This is a genomic window from Falsiruegeria sp. JB4-1 (assembly GCF_055693495.1).
Genome location: NZ_JBVFTZ010000001.1, coordinates 3,025,723 through 3,042,601, shown reverse-complemented (window position 1 = coordinate 3,042,601; position 16,879 = coordinate 3,025,723). Strand labels below are relative to the sequence as shown.

Here is a 16,879-nt window from a genome sequence, read left to right as displayed (position 1 = left end):
TTTACCTTTATTATCAATAACTTATCAGTATAGTTAAATAGCTATAGTGTGCAGAACGAAAAGTGTTCTGAAGGTAGTGGATTGGAGTATATGGCTAGTATAGGGAATTACGTTCTGCGTTCTGCAATCAGGGTCAGGTATCCATCCCCGGCCAGGTCAGAACCTATAGCCAATCCGCCTAGTCCCTGATCACCATCGATACAGCCAAGCCAACGACATCCAGCACCAGCACGGCAGTGGTCCGCCCAGCCAACCCAAGGTCAAGAGGGGTATAGTCGATCCGATATATCCCTGGCTGGTCCATGTGGTTGGTGATCGATCTGGTTCTGATCCAGCATCGGTTCGTTGATGATGATCACGATCCGGATTTCCCGATGTCGATTGATGATGGCCCGATCCATCAGCCAGGCGGGGGCGTCGGCAAACCAAAACCGATCTAGTTGCGACCGCGCCCTTTCCTGCAAATTCAGATCAACGACTGGGATCGCAACAACACAAACCTTCCAGTAACTGGAACGTTTGACTATTATTGGTAAGACTCGCGCCCCGACGCCCACTGAAAAGGCCGAATTATGCCCAATAAAGTCAGTTCTACATCGCAACAGGTCAAAGCAGCCCAGAACGCTGACAAACAGCACGAATGGCCCGCTGAAGCGGGTGAGTGTTCCGGCCCAGATTGGGCCATGTATGCCAAGTTGCAGCAACAGCGGGCGCATGATGACTGGACACCATCCGATCTGGTCAGCCTGGCAAACCTGGCCAAGTTGCAATCCGATCTGGTGGCCGAACACGACAAACTCAGGAACGAAGGCCAGATCGTGTTCGGGGGACGAACCGGGATGACGCCAGTGCAGAACCCGCGCCAACGAGTGGTCCACGATCTGAATTCCAGCATCAATACTTTGTCCCGGCGTCTGGGTCTGACCCACACATCCCAGAACGATCATCGATCCCGCGCCAAGCGCGGCCAGCAAGAACGCCAGGTACGTGAAGCGATCCAGAACCAGTCCAACCATCGCCGGTCGCTGATATGAACTGTCCCGCTGATCTGACCCAAGCCGCATTCAATTCCGAGAAACACAATCTGGCTGAACTGGTCGGTGGTCACTGTGAAATCTGCGGCAAGTACACCAGCGATCCCCGCGTGTCATATTTGGGCGATCCCAGCCAGCCCTTCGATCCTGATGACCTGTTATGTCGATGCCGATCCTGCGCCAAGCGTCGGCTGACCGAACCCCTGCGCCGGAAGGGGTGGCCATGAACCTGCTGGAAGACATGATGATCGACGCGCAAGTTGTCCGACGACGGACGAAAATGCGGGACAATCCGCCGCCCGGCGTGGGTGCAGTACCTGCATCTGAGGCACCCCGCATCAAGGACAGTATCGGCGTGGATCGCCGCGCCCTGGCGACCTGTGATGCCTGCGGCCAACCGCGCCGACCTGATCGGCTGTGGCACGTTCCAGGGTCTGGCGATCTGGTGTGCAGCCAGGAATGTCACGATGCCCTGAAACGTTGGAGTCGGTGGATGCGGTCAGATTGAAAGAGTCGTGCCGTAACCTACTGAATTTATTTCGTTTATGTCGTACCAGAAATATGGACTCGACTGTCTGACCTGATCCATCCTGGGAAAACTCCATCGATGGAACCGACATGACAAACATCCGAACCGCTCCGAAACGTGCCCGTAAACTGATCCGCGATCTGGGATTCGTCCGCCGCAAGCTGTGGCAAGCATCCAAAAAGGAATGCGATGGCGTGGCCGGTGCAGATCGGGAAGTCGACGAAATCATCCACCGCCTACGTCACAACGTTCAGGATGCAATCGATGTGACCGACCAGGCCGAAGAAATCGCCGACGATCTGGATCGGGCATCCCTCATTCTGAAATCCGGCAGTGATCTGCCCGCAAACGGACCGCTGTCGGACCTAGCAACCGTGGCTGTCAGGCTTGGCTGTGATCTCTCCTTATTGGCCGATCTGACCGCTACGGTTGCAACCCGCGCCACAGAAGCGGCTGAGAAAGCCCGATCCCGGCTGGACGATTCCCGGGACGACATCCGATCCGCTGAAGTGATGGCCGATCTGTCGCTGGCGCAGCGTGAAGCAGGTTTCAAGGATACCAGCAAGACCCGACGCCTGAAGGCGCTGATGAATGCTCACAAGGAAGCAGCCAAATCATGACAAACCCGTTTTCAGCCCCCACCACCACCAAGACCCAACCCGTGGTCAACATCGAAAAGCGCATTCTGGACAAGGTTCAGAAACAGCACATCGATCTGATGGAAATCGTTGGCAAGGAACTGGCCGACCAACTGAAGCCGCTGACCGACCGGATCAAGACACTGGAAACCGCCCTGGATGTGGAACGGACCAAGGTGTCCGATGCGATCCGCGCCGCAACCGTCGGTTTCCTGGGTGAAGACGAACCCGATCTGGACGAAGCGCACAAGAAACACCGCCAGAAAATGGCCCAGCACGGCACGGGGAACAGCGATGACTCCTGAAACGATCCAGCACGATCTGCCCGGCAAGTTGCGTCGACAGCGTGCCTTGATGAATGCCGAAGGTGCAGTGGCAGGCGAAACCGTGGACGAAGCCCGCGACCGCACAGAACGCGCCATGCGGCGTGTTTACAAGCGGTGGTTGGCCGATCTGGAAACCGAAAACCCACGTTGCGCCCCTGCGGCGCGTTACGTGCTGAAAAAGGAAGGGCTGATCTGATGCCTAAAGACGAATTCAAACTGTCCCCCAAGAACCAGAAGATCATCGATGATGGTCGACAAACGGCGATGGCCGCGAAAGCTTGGGACCAGATGGAAGCCGAAGTCCAAGACGCCTTCGAGGTTCGCAAGATCGCGCCGCAACTGACCGCCCGCATCGACGCCCTGGAACGTGCCCTGGCGCGACCACAGAAGCTGGAAGCGACCCTGAAGCAACCAGCCAAGCCCAAAGGGACGGTGAAGCGGATCGACCCCGTGGACGCCTTCTCAGCGGCTGCGGTGGCCGAATTCCTGCGGTTCACGTCCCAACGCGATCCCGCCAACACCCTGCGTGAATTCTACCCCAACGACGACGACCGTTTGCGCCGTAAAGCTGCGCGTGAACTGATGCAAAAGGGCGCGACCGATCCTGCAACCACCACATGGGCTGGTTGGGGCGCTGATCTGGTCAATTCGGATCACATGGGGTGGATTGCCAGCCTCGAACGCAAGTCGATCTTTGCGACCCTTGCCGCCCGTGGTCGATCCCTGCCGATGGGCAACAATCAAACGATCACCTACGCCGAACGGTCCATAAGTGACGAAGGATCGATGGCGATGTCGTTTGTTGGTGAGGGTGCCACGATCCCCGTCAAGCAAGGCGAGGTGGCCGGTCGTCACTTTTCCCGCGTCAAAGGTGCCGTGATCAGTCTGGTCAGCAATGAACTGGCCAAAGTGGCCGTGGCCGATCTGCGCACGACCCTGCTGGAAATGATTGAAGACGACACCAGCCTGTTTCTGGATACCGTGATCACCAACCAGACGCTTGGTCCCATTGCTGGCATCCGCCCTGGATCGCCCTGGTTGAACGCACCGTCGCAGAACAGCGGTGGTACGGACCTGACCGCGATCCTTGCCGACTTTGCGTGGTTACTCGACCAGATCGACCGGCCCAACGATCCGGTGATCGTGATGTCCAAGGATCGCGAACTGCGGCTGTGGCTGATGCGGGATACGTTTGGTTGGGTGTTCCGCTCTGAAATGGAACAGGGTCGCATTGTGGGTGTCCCCTACATCGCCAGTGCCAACTGCCCGACAGATCGTGTTTACCTGATCGACGCCAACGATTTTGCAAGCTGGATGACGGTGCCTGAAATTGACGTGAGCCAGACCGCCACGCTGGCAATGGCAAATGACATTCCTGGCGATCCGCAAATGACCGATACGGGTGCGGTGAACGATGATGGTGGATCAATCCATATCAGCGATGCGCGGTTTACCACACCAGCGACGCAGGTGCGGTCCACGTTCCAAAGCTACAGCACTGCCCTGCGCGTTATCCAGCCCATGACCTATGGGATGATGCGCAGCGGACGCACGGCTCTGCTGACTGCGGTGGGGTGGTGATCGGCATGAGACAGGTCAGCATTACAGCCCACGCGAACGCCCCAACTAGCGTCTACATCGACGGTACGATCCGGCACGCGGACACCGCTGCTCAGATCGGCACCGTCCTGCGTGATGCTGGCATCCGACCAGATCAGCGCGTCAACGTCATGAATGAGCGTGGCAAAACAGATCGGGTGATGGCGCAAACATATCTGTGTCTCGCCCCACCACAGAAGAAACGGGGGAAGAAATGACCGAGGCGCTAGGATGGGACGGCAAACCCCTGATCGATGTGCGGCTGCAACGCACACCATCGACCGCACCCTGGATACCGATTTATTCCGGATCGATGAAGAACGATGTGGAGATTTACAATACCTCCGACACGTTCCAACCGCGCCTGAAAAAGTGGATCAGGATGGACATGATCAGCAGCGTTGGACCGCACCCTGTCTATCATGCAGTGGGTGGTTGGATGCAGGTCACGCTATCCGTCCCCGCCGCCTTCACCAGTTCGAACCACGAGACCGCCAATTACCGAATCTTGCCGACCTTCTGGCTGGCCAAGGATACGGACACCACCGATTGGCAAACATGGGCATTCACACCGGCATGAAATCCGAACGCGATATCGTGCAGACCGCACAGACCACTAAAGGCAAACCGGTCCGCACCGGCCTGTCAGTTGCCGAGTTACAGCGCCGGGTCGTTGAACTACGGGCCGCAGGATTCCACACAGCCGCCCGTAACCTGGAGCGAAGTAATGCCGTTCGACATGACGCCTGACCCGACACCAGAGCGACCCCAAGTTGACCGCGATGCGGTGGCACTGCACGTCCAGACCGAAATCGGTCGGCCATTGTCGTGGTCGGAGTATGTCCGGATCTGGAATCGCGTGACCGAATACAACGGCCAGACCGATTATCTGACGGGGGATCGCGACCCGGTATGACCCCCACAGCCGCCATAACCACCACCGACCTGGCCGCAGCCCTGACAGCCCGTGTGCTGGCCATAGACCCGTCTGACACGTCTGGTCAGGCTGTCCGGTCGTTTTGTGCCGAGGTGTGTGAAATGTACGGTATTGGACCGCTCACGCTGTCGCAGGAAGACGACCTGCTGGACCGCCTGCATGAATGCCCACCTGGCGCTGACCCGATGGTGGATGAACTGCTGGCGTGGATCGGGGAACAGCAATCATGGCAGTGCTGACCACAATCAAGGACGGAAAGATCACATCCAACCAGCCGCCTCCGAAGGACGGGTGGTCGACCCATACGATCCGACGCCTGGCCATCAAGACGGTGGACCGCGCTGTGGAACAGCAGGCGCAGTTGCGCAACCCGGTCGAAGAAATCCTGACTGATGGCCAGCCGACCAAACATCCGATGCGGATGACGACCCGGCTGACCGCTGTGTTCCAGGGTGGCAAGAATGTCCGCGCCACGATGACCGCAATGGAAGCTGAAGCGTCAAAGCGTTTCCCCGGCGTGTCCTGGTTCTGGGGCGTCTGGACCCGTGAACCGGAGAATGAAGCCCCATTACGGGCTGCTGTCGCGTCCGGTGGTCCTGTGACCCTTCAGCGGGGCGACAGGCTCTATTTGGTCCCGCGCAACGACATTACCTTTTACAACATCCTGTCGAAGTACAATCTGCACACGGGTGGCAAATACCGGGTCCGTAAAACCGGCCAGGTGGGATTGGCCAGCGGTGCAATGCGCAGATCGGCCCGGCGTCAAGGTATGGATGTTAAGGCCGTTCACAGCTTTACCCACACCCGTGGGCGCGACCTGCCACCAGGGGCGGGGATCAAGCAACGAGGCAACCGACCCAGCAAGCTATCCGGCAGGCCGGTATTTTATCAGGGCGTCTGGGCGTTCCTGTTGAGAAGGAGATTCTGACATGACCGACCAACGCGTCCTTGTTCAATTTGAAGTCCAGGCAAATCGCGCCATCGCTGATGCGAAGCGGTTCAACACGGTGATGGGTCAGGCCCGCGCTACATCGCGACAAGCGACTCAAAGTAGCCGGGCATTTGCCAACCAAATGCAGAATGCCGGTTATCAAATACAAGATATTGCAGTCCAGATAGCCAGCGGTCAGGGAGCCGTCAGGGCGCTGTCACAACAGCTTCCCCAGCTTGCGTCTGGGTTTGGCCTATGGGGTGTTGCCATCGGCACCGCTTCAGCCGTCCTGCTTCCAATGCTGTCCCAGCTTAAACAGGTCAATGAGCAGGCCGAGGCATGGGCGGAAAACATCAAGAGCATCACTGACAGCATCGATGAACTGGAAAAGGCCAACGACCGACGCGAGTCCGGTCAGTCTCAGTTGATGCAGCAACTACGTGATGAACTGCGGACGCAGCGCGAACTGCTAAAGATCAACGAAGCGACAGAGATAACCACCCGCAACACTATTCGTCTGCGGTCCGAACGCATCGAAATCCTGAACCGCATCCGACAAGCAGAAGCGGAAGTGGTCCGTCTGCGGAAAGAACAGGCCAGAGCGGCTGATGATACCAAAGTGACCAGTAGCGAAACACTGGCCACCCTAGAAAAGATCGCAGGCGTGGACATCAGCCAGGTGTGGGACGATGCCGTCAGTTCGGCTGACAGCGCGTTAAGCAAGGCACAACAGTTCTATGCCACGATGTTGGGCATTGCGGGTCGTGTGCGTCAGGACCAGCTTGATGCGTTCGGTGGTGAGGGTGATCCTTACTACAATGTTCCAACCACGTTTAAACCGCCACGTCAGCCCAGCAGCAGCGGTGGCAGTGCTGGCGGTGGCGGATCACAGGAAGATGCCCTGCAACAGTATCTGCGGCGCATTGAGGCGCAGCGCGAAGCCCTGACATTGCTGGAAGATGAACAGGTGGTCATCAACGCATTGGGTGAGGATTGGGAAAAGTACAGCCAAGCGGCCATCGACGCCGCGACCGAAGCAACCCGCCAGTTGCGTGAACAGCGTGACGAACTGGCCCGGCATCAGGATGCGTGGGATGTCGTGAGCAGCGGCATTGAAGACGGTTTCATGGACATGATTACGGGTGCCGAGTCCTTCGAAAACGCGATGAAGGAAATGGCACGTTCCGTGGTCAATGAACTGTTCCGCATTCTGGTCCTGCAACGCCTGATCGGTGGCACGGCCAATGGTGGCACTGGTCTGATTGGTTGGGCCTCCAACCTGATCTTACCAAATGCGAAGGGCAACGTGTTCCAGCACGGTGACGTGACGCCCTTTGCCAAAGGCGGTGTCGTCGGTGGTCCCACGATGTTCCCGATGTCATCCGGCGTTGGCCTGATGGGGGAAGCTGGTCCTGAAGCGATCATGCCCCTGTCACGCGATGCCAGCGGTAATCTGGGTGTGTCTGCTGCGCCTGTAAACGTCCAGGTGATCAACAACACTGGCGCTGACGTGTCAGTCAGCCGCGATGGGGAAATCGTTCAAATTGCAGTCAATGCCGTCCGCAATGAGTTTTCCCAATCCATGATGTCAGGTCAGGGCATTTATGCCCGATCCATGGAAGCTGGCTACACCCTGGGGCGACGGAAACTCTGATGGACGGATTCGACTGCATTGCCGCATATCTTAAAGATTGCATCGAAGAAGCCCTGGCACCGTTCGAGGAACGCGGCGTCCGGACTAGTGTGTGGTGTGCCTGGATCGATGCAGATCAGATAATGGTGATGGCCTGGGTCGACTCGTTTCAGGTGATCGATCAGGTCGTGCCTGCGGCGTATCCACATTCTGCACATGATTTGGTGGGTGCCATACTTGCGGATCACCAGGCTGACATTCTGCGGTTGTTCCGGCTTTGCGGAGCCACGTCGCAAAGTCTCGACCAATGGATAACCCGCGTTCCTGCATCCCGTCCGTCCCTGTCTGTGGTGTAACGGCACGACCTTAACGAAATTTGGTTTGGGAAGCGACCCACGACGCCCTGAAGCTGCGTCGTGGGCCATACCACCGTCTTCGCGGTCAAGTCGGATCAGGTGGTGCCCCAACCTTACAGTTACTGGAATGTTTGGACCAGTGGTGGTTTGCGTAACACCCACCTGTTACGTTACGTCATCTGTTGCGTAACATCCGACTGTTACTATATAGGCGTAACAGATGAACTGTTACGGATAGAATAATGAATACCTGTGAAGCGTGTGGGAAGTCGCTGGACACCGCACGGAAATATTGTGACGCGAAGTGTCGCGTCCAGGCAATGCGCGACAGGCGTCGTGCCGCTGGGTTGACCGCTGAAGGAAAGAAGCGCGTAACTCCTGCGACTGATACGGTCGATGAAGCGGCGATCAGGGCCACCCTGCAAGCCCAGTACGATGCCAAGCTGTCAGTGGCCCTGCGGGATCGCAAGGCTGCACTGGATCGCGAGTACAATGCCAAGATGAAGGAATTGGAAAAGGGCCGGTATGAACCGTTACAGGTGGATGTTACGGAACACCCTGAATTCAAAAAGGCGCTATCGTCCCACAAGGCCAAGCTGACCCGCGAATTCAACAAGAAGGTTGATAGGGCAGTCGCGCGTCAATCTGATATGTTCGAAAGGGTCGTATCCACAGATGGAGTCTTTAAGGAGTCGGAACTGAAACTGCTGAAAAAGGCACTGCATCCTGACGCGAACCTGTCAGACGACAAGGCAAACGAAGCGTTCCGTATCTGGAATGATGCCAACCTTAAACCGAAAGCATGGAACTGAACATGAACGAACACGAAACCGCAGTGATGTCCTGTGCCGACATCATCATGAACCACGACCGGCACCCCTATTACGAAAAGGTGGATTACCACAAATTTGTGGACCTTTACGCCAACCGCGTTCCGCACGGAACGTATGCTGAAATGCGGGCAGCGGTGGCACGTATCATTGAAACCGAACACGTCCCGTTGCGCGACGGGACATATGGTCAAATCAAGGTCGTGAAACCAACACCTACACCTGCACCTAAGCGCGGGTTCTGGGCATCTTTGTTCGGGTGATCGGCATGATGAAACTAATCGCAGCGGCCACCCTGGCCGCACTGACCGCCACGGCTGCTGTGGCTGAACAGGACGTGACAGCTTGCGTGGATGCTGTTGTCGCTCAAATGGACGTGGCCGACCCTGAAGCTACTACGGCCAATCTGGTGGCATTGGGTGAACTGAAATCGTGGCGACTGGGTGACTTCACGCAAGCCGCATGGCAGATGATGGTCAGCACGGGTGATGTGGTGTCGATGGGTGATATGGCCGCTGCGGGGAAATGTTTCACCAACTGACCCGTATGGGCCGGGCTAAGTGACCCACTCCGACCATTCATCCATCAGCGGGCGTCTGCGATCCAGCAGGTCGCTGCGCTGGTAGGACCGTTGAACCTTTCCACCGACCCGATGATCCAGCGCCACTTCAGCCAGCGTCCAATCCTGACCACCATCAGCAGCCCAGTCACGGAATGACGACCTGAACCCGTGCGGACGGTAGGACAGACCAGCCCGGCGCATATATGCCGTCATCGCCATGTCGCTGATCGGCTTGCCCCGGTGCCCCACAAATAGATACCCATCGCGGGCAAGGGGCAGGGCGGCTGTGATCGTATCCTGCGCCGCCTGGCTGAGTGGCACCCGAAATGACTCGCCGGATTTCATGTTCTCGCCCGGTATGGTCCAGGTGTCCCCGTCGAACTGATCGACCGTGGCCAGTCTGACCGGCGCGGACCGGCAGGCGGTGAGTATGACCAACCGTAGCGCCAACTCGACTGACGACACCCCCAGGGTGGCATAGAAGGCCGGAACGTCCTGCCAGGGCATGGCTGGGATATGTGTCACGCGATGGCCCTGACTGCCCAGCAGGATGCGGGCATTGTCTATCGCTGCGACATCCACCTGACCGACATACTTGGCCGCTGCGTGGCGCAACGTGATCCCCAGGCGCTGCAATGCCTTTTCTGACGCCGATGTCTTTGTCTTCCATATCGGGGCAAGAGTGGCGTGAATATCGTTGGCGGTGATCGTGGTGACATCCCGGTTACCCAGGGCAGGGATGATGTGGGTGGTCAGGGGAGACATCCAGCGACCGGCCTGACCGTCCCGTTTCAGATCGCCTTTGATGGCTTCGAACGTCTGGTTGATGGCGTCGGTGACGGTATCTGTGGTGGCCGTGTGGTTGCGGGCATCCACCGGATCGATCCCGCGTTCCTTCAGGGCATAGGCATCCGCACGGGCCATCCTGGCTTCTTTGAGGCTCATTGCCGGGTATTTCCCGATCTGCATGTCCCGTCGTTTGCCGCCGAGTTGATAGCGATACATCCAGACGCGGCTGTTGCCGCGAACGTGTAGATATAGACCGTTGGCGTCCGTGTGTTTCCCGTCGCCGAGTGACTTGATTTGTTGCGCTGTTAGCATCCGTATGCCCCACATTCTGCCCCACACTTGCCCCACACTCAGATACGAATCAGTGTGGGGCACTGTGGGATGAGTAGTCCATATTTCTTATATAATAAAGGCTATACGTTGGATTGTATGGTGCGGTGTGCGGTAAGGTATATGCGTCTCGACCGCACCAACTAGTTCTCCTGAATTTACATGCCCATGGCTATTGGCTGAGCATTTGCTTTTTGTTTCCACTTTGGATTGCTGTCATCCAGTCGGCCTTGGCACGCAAATGCAAATTCGACAAAATCAAAATCCTAAGTTGGTGTTCTCTCTCCTGTCGGTTTTCAGTTCAAATCGGCCCCCTGAGAATGATGATTGATCGTCCTCACCCGAACATCGCGTTTCGCGACAGAGCTCAACTTGGATGCTTCAACACACAGTAAGCGAACAGGGGGTCCATTCACGACGATGGTGGCATCGTGGCCGGTTTCCTATCGTGAAATTGAACCAGTTTTTCTTGCCGGTCGACACGTGGTTAGACGCCGTGCGCAAATCAGTATTTGAAAATGTATATAGATCTGTATACAATTTGGAAACCTGACGATTTGAGCGGAGAAAATTGATGGATTGCGCAGATGGCGCCATGACAGGTGCACAGATCATCTTGAAGATGTTGGAACTTCATGGCGTCAAACACGTCTTTGGACTTCCGGGGGAAACAACCATTGGATGGTACAAACACTGGCGCGAGAGCTCGGATATCGAATACGTCCTGACGCGGGATGAACGTACTGCGGCCTACGCGGCAGAAGCTTATGCTAAGGTCACGGGGCGTCCCTGTGTTCTGGAAGCGCCGAGTCCGGGGGTAACACATTGCACGCCCGGCATCACCGAGGCTTTTCTAAGCTCAATTCCGGTCATCTATTTCAGTTCGGATATTCCAATCAATCAGGACAAGAAACACGGCCTGACTGGTGTCGATCAAACCGCCTTGTATGACAGCATCTGCAAGGAAAGTTTCGTCGTGACAAACGCGCGCGAAATTCCGTTCCTGTTGCGCAGGGCGTTCCGTGTGGCGACGTCAGGTCGTCCGGCGCCGGTTCATATCCGTGTTCCCATCAATGTGTTCGATGAGGTGGCCGAGGTCGATGACCTCTATGCCGATGAGGCATATGGGTCTTTTCCCGCGCACCGGCCAGTTGCAAACCATGACCGGATCCGGGCTGCGATTGACGTGCTTTTGACGGCCGAGAAGCCAGCCATTGTGTGCGGACAAGGTGCGCTGATCTCGAAGGCGACGGATGCCGTGTTGGCGCTGGCAGAGTTATTGCAGATACCGGTTGGAACGACGACGCCTGGTAAGGGGACGATACCCGAAAATCACCCATTGGCTCTGCGTGTGATCGGGGGCGAGGTGGCATGGAATACTCCAATGCCTATGTTCGCGACGCTGACACCATATTTTTTGTTGGCAGCAATACCGACAGCGCAGCCACGGATCATTGGCGGTTGTACGGAAACCCGAAAACCAAGACATTTCTGCACCTGGATATTGCCGAAGCTCATGTCGGCAACATGTTCCCGGTTAAGGTCGGGTTGGTCGGAGACGCCCGTGCCAGTCTTGAATACATGGTAGAGATCATAAAAGCCGAACATCCGGATTTACAGCGTGACCCGGTCGACCTGAATCCGATCAAGAAAACGGCGCTGGACAAGGTATTCAATTCCAATATTCCAATGCCGAAAGGGACGGTTTCCCCGGTTAAATTGAGCCAGGCGCTGGACAAGATTTTGCCAGCCGAAGCAATCGTCACGTCGGAACCCGGGGTGAGTGCGATCTATCCATCTGCCTTGCTGACAATCAAAGAACCGGGACGCCGTTATATCACCAACTACTCCATGGGGGCTTTGGGATACTCCGTTCCTGCGGCTCTGGGGGTGTCTTATGCCTCGGACGGACCGGTCATTTCTTTTACTGGGGACGGCTCATTCGGGTTCGTGATGGGGGATATGGAAACCATTCGCCGCTCGGGTAAGAACGTTACGGTGATTTTGACGCGCAATGACACGTTCGGTTGGATTCGGGGGAGGCGATATTGCTTGATGATGTGGATGAGCCCTGGTCGACGGACTTCGGAGCTGTGGATTACGTCAAGCTGGCAGAGGCATTCGGTTTCAAAACGGCAAAGATCACCAACGAAGACCAAATTGAAACAGTCCTGCAGGATGCAATTGATCACGACGGGGCCAGTTTTATTGAAATAATGGTGCCGACACAGGACAAGATCATTCCGTTTGTGCCCAATTGGGTGCGGGCGGCCAAGGCAAAGAATCTGCCGTATTTCGAATAGCATAAGCAAAGCAGCGGCCACTCCGGGAAAGCGAACTTCGCTTCCCCGGCGTGGCCGCTGCGATCATTTCCTTGTTGGCTCAGTCTTTTAGGGGCTGTTCAAAACAAGCCTGCGCGCGGGTCATCCAATTCCAGAGGGAACCGTCTAGGCAAAAGTCCTTGGTGAAACCAGTTCACGAACGAATAAATTGAGTAGACTGGCAGGCCGGTGACCTTGCGAACATCGCGCGCATAGGGAACCATGTTGGTACACTCTAAAACGATCGCGCCGATGTCCCGGTCAGTTTCCACAATGTCCCGCGCTGCGTCGATCATGTCCTGTCGACAGGCTTCGAAATCAATCTCTTCGTGGTCGTCCAGAATGCAGCGCGTGAACGCGCGGCCACCGTCAGTTCCGTACACGGGAACCTCATCCAGATTGGTGACGCCTGCCGCCAGAAGGTGCGCAGGGGTCAGGGTAGACTTGGAGATCGTGAGAACTGCCACCTTCTTGTCAGGACGCATCAGGGACTGGACCATCGGGATCTGCATCAATGACGAAGTTGCTACGGGAACAGGAACAGCGTGCGAGATGCGCTCTTGGGTCAGGGCCAGAAATCCGCAGTTGGTGGTTATGCCGTCACATCCCGATGCAACCAGGTCTTGCGCGGCTGCAATAAAGTCATCCACCAGTCGCATCGGATCCTTGCGTACGATCTGGTCGGGGCTGGCTCCTTTGACCACGCGGTATTGAACTGGGAACGGCCAAGTGGTTGCATTTCCGATATCGCCATAGATCCGTGGGAAACGTGCTTCGAGCATCAAGATGCCCAAAACCGCGCCATAGACCGGTTTTCCACCGTACTCGGTTGCCATAGCATTGATCCCTTTTCTTTGGGGCGCCTAAATTTGGGGAACGTAAAGATGGCTGTAGGCCTTCCTTACGATCTCGGTCGCTTCGGTGTTGTGTGTTTTGATGTGTGTGCGCATTCTCTCAACCGCGAGGTCGGCATTTCTTTCGGCCAGAGCCTCGAAGATCTGCAGGTGCGCCGCGTGCGTGATGTCGATTTTTTCCCGCATGGCGATCCATCGCACATAGCGAATGCGTTCATACGTTAGCTGGATCATGTTCACCATTTCCGGGTTATCCGACAATCTGGCAATCATGAGGTGAAATTCTTCGTCCAAGTGCACGATTTCGCGGGTTGGCGTTCCATCTGCATAGCGATCCGCCGTTTCCGACAGAAAGTGCTTGATGCTTGCAATGCCTTCGTCGGTTGCATGTTCAGCTGCCAAACGTATGGCTGCAGTTTCGAGAGCTTCGCGAACTTCGTAAAGATGTACCACCAATTGTGGATTGAGAGGTTGGCAAAAGAAGCCTCGCCCCGCCTCAAAAACAAGGAGCCCTTCGGCTGTCAGCCGGTTCATAGCTTCTCGCAATGGCGTTCGACTGGCGCCCAATCTCTTTGACAGCTCGCTTTCGTTGATCCGTTCCGCTGGCTTGAACTCGAAATTTGCCGCCATTTGGCGAACCTGATCATACACCAGATCGACGCTTGTACTCATCCGGGGTTGCTCCCTTGGTGTTTGACACTTTGGCTTTGGATGCACCTGGACCATGGGGGAACAGTTTGCATCGCGCCCTGGATACGTATCTGTATACAATTCTGACATGGCGATCACAAGCAAAACATGAGCTATTTTGGATGAACTTGTTTGAGTTCGGCCTCCGGTAGGACCCAGGCCAAGCCCGCCCCCAATTTGCCTGCCCACGTATTACTACGAATTGAGTTGGCTGTTTTGTCACTTGTAGGTTGCGAGAAGAGAAGGGGAGAGAAACCATGGTAAACATCGTCGGCTGGGGACACACCAAATTCGGTAAACTGACGGATATGTCTGTTGAGGATCTGATAGCGGCTGCCGGACGCGAAGCGATGCTGGATGCGGGTCTTGGCGCGGATGCTATCGACGGAATTTGGGTTGGTCATTTCAATGCAGGCCTGGTTTCTGACGGGTTTCCGTCCTCGCTGGCCATGTCGATTGATCCGGGGCTTAGGTACAAGCCTGCGACACGGCTGGAAAACGCCTGCGCTTCTGGGTCGGCTGCGGTGTTTGCCGCGCGTCAGGCAATTTTGTCCGGTGAATGCAAGGCGGCTCTTGTCATCGGTGTCGAGAAAATGACCCATCTACCAACGTCAAAAGTCGCGGCGGCATTGGGGCACGCGGCTTACCAGAGAGAAGAGGCTGGATTGTCCTTTCCAGGTGTCTTCGCGCAGTTTGCGCAGGCCTATTTCGACAAGTATGGCGATCACACCCACGCCTTGGCCAAGATCGCAGCCAAGAACCACGGCAATTCGGTCAACAATCCGTTGGCGCAGCTGCAAAAGCCAATGGATGAGGCGTTTTGCGCAAATGTATCAGATCGTAACCCGATAATCGCAGCGCCTTTGAAAAAGACGGATTGCTCGCTGGTATCAGACGGGGCAGCGGCACTGGTTTTAGTTTCAGATGATCTGTTGGGGGACGTGGGCAAGGCTGTGCGAATGCGTTCTGTTGCACAGGTCAATGATATCATGCCCATGTCACAACGCGACGTGATTGCGTTCGAAGGGCCACGTCGGGCAATGCATCAGGCCTATGACCGGGCAGGGATCACAGTCAATGACCTTGATGTGGCAGAGGTGCATGACTGTTTCACTATCGCGGAATTGTTGATCTACGAGGCAATGGGGCTGGCTGCTCACGGTCATGCAGCAGATGTTCTTGAGGGCGGCATGGTGCATGCTGGTGGTAAGCTGCCAGTGAACCTGTCTGGCGGACTCAAGGCCAAGGGGCATCCGGTGGGGGCAACTGGTGTGTCCATGCACACACTGATTGCCCGACAGGTGATCGGTCAAGCTGACGCAATGCAACATCCTGGAGCCGGATTAGGATTGGTGTTCAACATGGGCGGTTCTGGCGTGGCGAACTATGCCTCGGTGCTTGAGGGCATAAAGGCCTGAGAGTTGGCCTAAATGTAAGGTAAGAAGCGCGTTTTGAATGCGTTCGTCTGGCGTTTCAACCGGAAGCTTTGCCAATGGCGCCACAGGCGTTTTTGGGGGAGTGGGATGGCTGACACCGGCACTGTTTCGTATGTGATCTACAGTATCCCGTTCAGGTTGTCCTGAATCGGCAATATGGCAAAGGGACAATCTCGTCTGAGCTTCAAGCCGTCGCAAACCACTCAGGCAGAATTGTTTTAACTTTTCCCCTGATGTTGCGCGCGCGGATCAGACCTTTGTCGATATCGCGAACTGGATTTTGGCTGAGTAAATCATACGAACTGGCCTCGGCTTTATCCCACTCTTCAAGGGGCAGGGTGGACATCATGTCAAAGAATTTCCTGTTTTCAGCGCCAGGGTTCTGCCATGCGCGTCCCGGCAAACCTGCGGCCTGGGAATTGGCTATGTCGCGACGGATAGAGTTTGCAGTGGACAGGGCACGAGTGTTGGCGAATTTCAAATGAACAAGATACACGCCGCGGGGCATTACAAATGGGTATTGGGCAGCGAAACGGGGACGCACCTTGATCCCGTGACGCATCAATCCAACTCGTTTGCGTACTGCCCAGGCCTTGCTGTAGTGGCCGGAGAACACTGCGCTCCTCCTTTTGGACAGGGCGGGTTCGTTTCCTTCCAACTCAAGGTCGTCAGGTTCTTCACCGACATTCAATCCAAGGGCAAAAACTGCGTTGCCGTCATGTAAGGAAAATAGTTCGCCAAAACCCGAGTAACGATCCGGAGAAAGACAGATCAACTCGTCTGCGTCGGTTCGTATTACCCAATCGTAGACCTCGGCCAAACCCTGCTGAAACCCGTTCAACATGGTGTTTCTGGCCATATCGAAATGCGCAAGTTGTTCTCGTGGGATCGTGATTATGCTGGCTTGTGGGCAAAGTTGTCCAATTTTGGGGTCCGCGCCATGCGCAACCACAAACAGGTTCTCATATCCCAGATACTTGCCGTAGTGCGCATACCATTGCGATAGTGCCCAATAGTCCCGATACACCATCGTGAGTGCGCAAATCCTCATGACGCTATTTAACGCAAAAATGTGCCGTTTAGA

The 16,879-nt window shown here is 56.0% G+C and carries 27 protein-coding genes and 2 pseudogenes; 24 read left to right on the top strand and 5 right to left on the bottom strand.

Going from position 1 to position 16,879, the window contains the following annotated elements; translation table 11 throughout:
* Positions 1–178: 178 nt before the first annotated feature.
* A complete protein-coding gene (locus ACZ1HE_RS15580) occupies positions 179–304 on the bottom strand; it encodes a hypothetical protein (RefSeq protein ID WP_472622222.1) in 126 nt (41 codons plus the stop codon).
* Between ACZ1HE_RS15580 and ACZ1HE_RS15575 the strand changes: the two genes are divergently transcribed.
* From ACZ1HE_RS15575 to ACZ1HE_RS15485, 19 genes are all read left to right on the top strand, one after another.
* The gene (locus tag ACZ1HE_RS15575; protein ID WP_472622220.1) at positions 303–440 is read left to right on the top strand and encodes a hypothetical protein; all 138 of its coding nucleotides are present in this window, start codon (positions 303–305) and stop codon (positions 438–440) included. The two genes, ACZ1HE_RS15580 and ACZ1HE_RS15575, sit on opposite strands and share 2 nt — an antisense overlap.
* A gap of 132 nt (positions 441–572) precedes the next feature.
* Positions 573–1,034: a hypothetical protein gene (locus ACZ1HE_RS15570; RefSeq protein ID WP_472622218.1), complete on the top strand. Its 462-nt coding sequence runs from the start codon at positions 573–575 to the stop codon at positions 1,032–1,034.
* Positions 1,031–1,261, top strand: a complete 231-nt coding sequence (locus ACZ1HE_RS15565) for a hypothetical protein (RefSeq protein WP_472622216.1) — start codon at positions 1,031–1,033, stop codon at positions 1,259–1,261. Before ACZ1HE_RS15570 ends, ACZ1HE_RS15565 begins: the two co-directional genes overlap by 4 nt.
* Complete coding sequence (locus tag ACZ1HE_RS15560) at positions 1,258–1,542, top strand: hypothetical protein (RefSeq protein ID WP_472622214.1); 285 nt, start codon at positions 1,258–1,260, stop codon at positions 1,540–1,542. The genes ACZ1HE_RS15565 and ACZ1HE_RS15560 overlap by 4 nt, the downstream gene beginning before the upstream one ends.
* A gap of 110 nt (positions 1,543–1,652) precedes the next feature.
* Positions 1,653–2,183, top strand: a complete 531-nt coding sequence (locus ACZ1HE_RS15555; RefSeq protein WP_472622212.1) for a hypothetical protein — start codon at positions 1,653–1,655, stop codon at positions 2,181–2,183.
* Complete coding sequence (locus ACZ1HE_RS15550; protein WP_472622210.1) at positions 2,180–2,506, top strand: hypothetical protein; 327 nt, start codon at positions 2,180–2,182, stop codon at positions 2,504–2,506. Before ACZ1HE_RS15555 ends, ACZ1HE_RS15550 begins: the two co-directional genes overlap by 4 nt.
* The gene (locus ACZ1HE_RS15545; protein ID WP_472622208.1) at positions 2,496–2,723 is read left to right on the top strand and encodes a hypothetical protein; all 228 of its coding nucleotides are present in this window, start codon (positions 2,496–2,498) and stop codon (positions 2,721–2,723) included. The genes ACZ1HE_RS15550 and ACZ1HE_RS15545 overlap by 11 nt, the downstream gene beginning before the upstream one ends.
* Entirely contained in the window at positions 2,723–4,108 is a 1,386-nt protein-coding gene (locus ACZ1HE_RS15540; RefSeq protein WP_472622206.1) for a hypothetical protein, read from the top strand. Before ACZ1HE_RS15545 ends, ACZ1HE_RS15540 begins: the two co-directional genes overlap by 1 nt.
* Before the next feature lie 5 nt (positions 4,109–4,113).
* Positions 4,114–4,344 (top strand): hypothetical protein, encoded by a 231-nt coding sequence (locus ACZ1HE_RS15535; protein WP_472622204.1) that lies wholly within the window; start codon positions 4,114–4,116, stop codon positions 4,342–4,344.
* Complete coding sequence (locus ACZ1HE_RS15530) at positions 4,341–4,706, top strand: hypothetical protein (protein WP_472622202.1); 366 nt, start codon at positions 4,341–4,343, stop codon at positions 4,704–4,706. The genes ACZ1HE_RS15535 and ACZ1HE_RS15530 overlap by 4 nt, the downstream gene beginning before the upstream one ends.
* Complete coding sequence (locus ACZ1HE_RS15525; RefSeq protein WP_472622200.1) at positions 4,685–4,876, top strand: hypothetical protein; 192 nt, start codon at positions 4,685–4,687, stop codon at positions 4,874–4,876. Before ACZ1HE_RS15530 ends, ACZ1HE_RS15525 begins: the two co-directional genes overlap by 22 nt.
* Positions 4,854–5,042, top strand: coding sequence for a hypothetical protein (locus tag ACZ1HE_RS15520; protein ID WP_472622198.1), 189 nt, complete (start codon positions 4,854–4,856; stop codon positions 5,040–5,042). The genes ACZ1HE_RS15525 and ACZ1HE_RS15520 overlap by 23 nt, the downstream gene beginning before the upstream one ends.
* A complete protein-coding gene (locus ACZ1HE_RS15515) occupies positions 5,039–5,302 on the top strand; it encodes a hypothetical protein (protein ID WP_472622196.1) in 264 nt (87 codons plus the stop codon). Before ACZ1HE_RS15520 ends, ACZ1HE_RS15515 begins: the two co-directional genes overlap by 4 nt.
* Positions 5,290–5,991 (top strand): hypothetical protein, encoded by a 702-nt coding sequence (locus ACZ1HE_RS15510; protein ID WP_472622194.1) that lies wholly within the window; start codon positions 5,290–5,292, stop codon positions 5,989–5,991. Before ACZ1HE_RS15515 ends, ACZ1HE_RS15510 begins: the two co-directional genes overlap by 13 nt.
* Before the next feature lies 1 nt (position 5,992).
* A complete protein-coding gene (locus ACZ1HE_RS15505) occupies positions 5,993–7,648 on the top strand; it encodes a phage tail tape measure protein (protein WP_472622192.1) in 1,656 nt (551 codons plus the stop codon).
* Positions 7,648–7,983, top strand: a complete 336-nt coding sequence (locus ACZ1HE_RS15500; protein ID WP_472622190.1) for a hypothetical protein — start codon at positions 7,648–7,650, stop codon at positions 7,981–7,983. The genes ACZ1HE_RS15505 and ACZ1HE_RS15500 overlap by 1 nt, the downstream gene beginning before the upstream one ends.
* Positions 7,984–8,303: 320 nt before the next feature.
* Entirely contained in the window at positions 8,304–8,795 is a 492-nt protein-coding gene (locus ACZ1HE_RS15495; RefSeq protein WP_472622188.1) for a hypothetical protein, read from the top strand.
* Between the two features lie 2 nt (positions 8,796–8,797).
* On the top strand, positions 8,798–9,076 hold the full coding sequence (locus ACZ1HE_RS15490; protein ID WP_472622186.1) for a hypothetical protein: 279 nt from the start codon (positions 8,798–8,800) through the stop codon (positions 9,074–9,076).
* A gap of 5 nt (positions 9,077–9,081) precedes the next feature.
* Positions 9,082–9,354, top strand: coding sequence for a hypothetical protein (locus ACZ1HE_RS15485; RefSeq protein WP_472622184.1), 273 nt, complete (start codon positions 9,082–9,084; stop codon positions 9,352–9,354).
* 15 nt (positions 9,355–9,369) lie between these two features.
* Here the strand turns inward: ACZ1HE_RS15485 and ACZ1HE_RS15480 are convergent, their stop codons facing one another.
* Positions 9,370–10,476 (bottom strand): tyrosine-type recombinase/integrase, encoded by a 1,107-nt coding sequence (locus ACZ1HE_RS15480; protein WP_472622182.1) that lies wholly within the window; start codon positions 10,474–10,476, stop codon positions 9,370–9,372.
* A gap of 592 nt (positions 10,477–11,068) precedes the next feature.
* On the opposite strand from ACZ1HE_RS15480, the pseudogene ACZ1HE_RS15475 reads away from it, so the two are divergent.
* From ACZ1HE_RS15475 to ACZ1HE_RS15460, 4 genes and pseudogenes are all read left to right on the top strand, one after another.
* Positions 11,069–11,842: pseudogene (locus tag ACZ1HE_RS15475) on the top strand (thiamine pyrophosphate-binding protein); the annotation flags it as partial.
* Positions 11,843–11,865: 23 nt separating this feature from the next.
* Positions 11,866–12,012 (top strand): annotated as a pseudogene (locus tag ACZ1HE_RS15470) (hypothetical protein); the annotation flags it as partial.
* A gap of 9 nt (positions 12,013–12,021) precedes the next feature.
* A complete protein-coding gene (locus tag ACZ1HE_RS15465) occupies positions 12,022–12,711 on the top strand; it encodes a thiamine pyrophosphate-dependent enzyme (protein ID WP_472624495.1) in 690 nt (229 codons plus the stop codon).
* On the top strand, positions 12,636–12,797 hold the full coding sequence (locus ACZ1HE_RS15460) for a hypothetical protein (protein WP_472624493.1): 162 nt from the start codon (positions 12,636–12,638) through the stop codon (positions 12,795–12,797). The genes ACZ1HE_RS15465 and ACZ1HE_RS15460 overlap by 76 nt, the downstream gene beginning before the upstream one ends.
* Before the next feature lie 98 nt (positions 12,798–12,895).
* On the opposite strand, the gene ACZ1HE_RS15455 is transcribed toward ACZ1HE_RS15460, so the two are convergent.
* Positions 12,896–13,651 (bottom strand): aspartate/glutamate racemase family protein, encoded by a 756-nt coding sequence (locus ACZ1HE_RS15455; protein WP_472622180.1) that lies wholly within the window; start codon positions 13,649–13,651, stop codon positions 12,896–12,898.
* Positions 13,652–13,678: 27 nt separating this feature from the next.
* Positions 13,679–14,341, bottom strand: coding sequence for a GntR family transcriptional regulator (locus ACZ1HE_RS15450; RefSeq protein ID WP_472622178.1), 663 nt, complete (start codon positions 14,339–14,341; stop codon positions 13,679–13,681).
* Between the two features lie 275 nt (positions 14,342–14,616).
* On the opposite strand from ACZ1HE_RS15450, the gene ACZ1HE_RS15445 reads away from it, so the two are divergent.
* The gene (locus ACZ1HE_RS15445) at positions 14,617–15,777 is read left to right on the top strand and encodes an acetyl-CoA acetyltransferase (RefSeq protein WP_472622176.1); all 1,161 of its coding nucleotides are present in this window, start codon (positions 14,617–14,619) and stop codon (positions 15,775–15,777) included.
* Positions 15,778–15,979: 202 nt separating this feature from the next.
* On the opposite strand, the gene ACZ1HE_RS15440 is transcribed toward ACZ1HE_RS15445, so the two are convergent.
* Positions 15,980–16,846, bottom strand: coding sequence for a glycosyltransferase family 2 protein (locus ACZ1HE_RS15440; protein ID WP_472622174.1), 867 nt, complete (start codon positions 16,844–16,846; stop codon positions 15,980–15,982).
* Between the last annotated feature and the right edge of the window lie 33 nt (positions 16,847–16,879).

Excerpts from the sequence above, each read along its gene's own strand:
- ACZ1HE_RS15575 (WP_472622220.1), top strand. The coding sequence starts at position 303 with ATGTGGTTGGTGATCGATCTGGTTCTGATCCAGCATCGGTTCGTTGAT.
- ACZ1HE_RS15580 (WP_472622222.1), bottom strand. The coding sequence starts at position 304 with ATGGACCAGCCAGGGATATATCGGATCGACTATACCCCTCTTGACCTT.
- ACZ1HE_RS15570 (WP_472622218.1), top strand. The coding sequence starts at position 573 with ATGCCCAATAAAGTCAGTTCTACATCGCAACAGGTCAAAGCAGCCCAG.
- ACZ1HE_RS15565 (WP_472622216.1), top strand. The coding sequence starts at position 1,031 with ATGAACTGTCCCGCTGATCTGACCCAAGCCGCATTCAATTCCGAGAAA.
- ACZ1HE_RS15560 (WP_472622214.1), top strand. The coding sequence starts at position 1,258 with ATGAACCTGCTGGAAGACATGATGATCGACGCGCAAGTTGTCCGACGA.
- ACZ1HE_RS15555 (WP_472622212.1), top strand. The coding sequence starts at position 1,653 with ATGACAAACATCCGAACCGCTCCGAAACGTGCCCGTAAACTGATCCGC.
- ACZ1HE_RS15550 (WP_472622210.1), top strand. The coding sequence starts at position 2,180 with ATGACAAACCCGTTTTCAGCCCCCACCACCACCAAGACCCAACCCGTG.
- ACZ1HE_RS15545 (WP_472622208.1), top strand. The coding sequence starts at position 2,496 with ATGACTCCTGAAACGATCCAGCACGATCTGCCCGGCAAGTTGCGTCGA.
- ACZ1HE_RS15540 (WP_472622206.1), top strand. The coding sequence starts at position 2,723 with ATGCCTAAAGACGAATTCAAACTGTCCCCCAAGAACCAGAAGATCATC.
- ACZ1HE_RS15535 (WP_472622204.1), top strand. The coding sequence starts at position 4,114 with ATGAGACAGGTCAGCATTACAGCCCACGCGAACGCCCCAACTAGCGTC.
- ACZ1HE_RS15530 (WP_472622202.1), top strand. The coding sequence starts at position 4,341 with ATGACCGAGGCGCTAGGATGGGACGGCAAACCCCTGATCGATGTGCGG.
- ACZ1HE_RS15525 (WP_472622200.1), top strand. The coding sequence starts at position 4,685 with ATGGGCATTCACACCGGCATGAAATCCGAACGCGATATCGTGCAGACC.
- ACZ1HE_RS15520 (WP_472622198.1), top strand. The coding sequence starts at position 4,854 with ATGCCGTTCGACATGACGCCTGACCCGACACCAGAGCGACCCCAAGTT.
- ACZ1HE_RS15515 (WP_472622196.1), top strand. The coding sequence starts at position 5,039 with ATGACCCCCACAGCCGCCATAACCACCACCGACCTGGCCGCAGCCCTG.
- ACZ1HE_RS15510 (WP_472622194.1), top strand. The coding sequence starts at position 5,290 with ATGGCAGTGCTGACCACAATCAAGGACGGAAAGATCACATCCAACCAG.
- ACZ1HE_RS15505 (WP_472622192.1), top strand. The coding sequence starts at position 5,993 with ATGACCGACCAACGCGTCCTTGTTCAATTTGAAGTCCAGGCAAATCGC.
- ACZ1HE_RS15500 (WP_472622190.1), top strand. The coding sequence starts at position 7,648 with ATGGACGGATTCGACTGCATTGCCGCATATCTTAAAGATTGCATCGAA.
- ACZ1HE_RS15495 (WP_472622188.1), top strand. The coding sequence starts at position 8,304 with ATGCGCGACAGGCGTCGTGCCGCTGGGTTGACCGCTGAAGGAAAGAAG.
- ACZ1HE_RS15490 (WP_472622186.1), top strand. The coding sequence starts at position 8,798 with ATGAACGAACACGAAACCGCAGTGATGTCCTGTGCCGACATCATCATG.
- ACZ1HE_RS15485 (WP_472622184.1), top strand. The coding sequence starts at position 9,082 with ATGATGAAACTAATCGCAGCGGCCACCCTGGCCGCACTGACCGCCACG.
- ACZ1HE_RS15480 (WP_472622182.1), bottom strand. The coding sequence starts at position 10,476 with ATGCTAACAGCGCAACAAATCAAGTCACTCGGCGACGGGAAACACACG.
- ACZ1HE_RS15465 (WP_472624495.1), top strand. The coding sequence starts at position 12,022 with ATGTTCCCGGTTAAGGTCGGGTTGGTCGGAGACGCCCGTGCCAGTCTT.
- ACZ1HE_RS15455 (WP_472622180.1), bottom strand. The coding sequence starts at position 13,651 with ATGGCAACCGAGTACGGTGGAAAACCGGTCTATGGCGCGGTTTTGGGC.
- ACZ1HE_RS15450 (WP_472622178.1), bottom strand. The coding sequence starts at position 14,341 with ATGAGTACAAGCGTCGATCTGGTGTATGATCAGGTTCGCCAAATGGCG.
- ACZ1HE_RS15445 (WP_472622176.1), top strand. The coding sequence starts at position 14,617 with ATGGTAAACATCGTCGGCTGGGGACACACCAAATTCGGTAAACTGACG.
- ACZ1HE_RS15440 (WP_472622174.1), bottom strand. The coding sequence starts at position 16,846 with ATGAGGATTTGCGCACTCACGATGGTGTATCGGGACTATTGGGCACTA.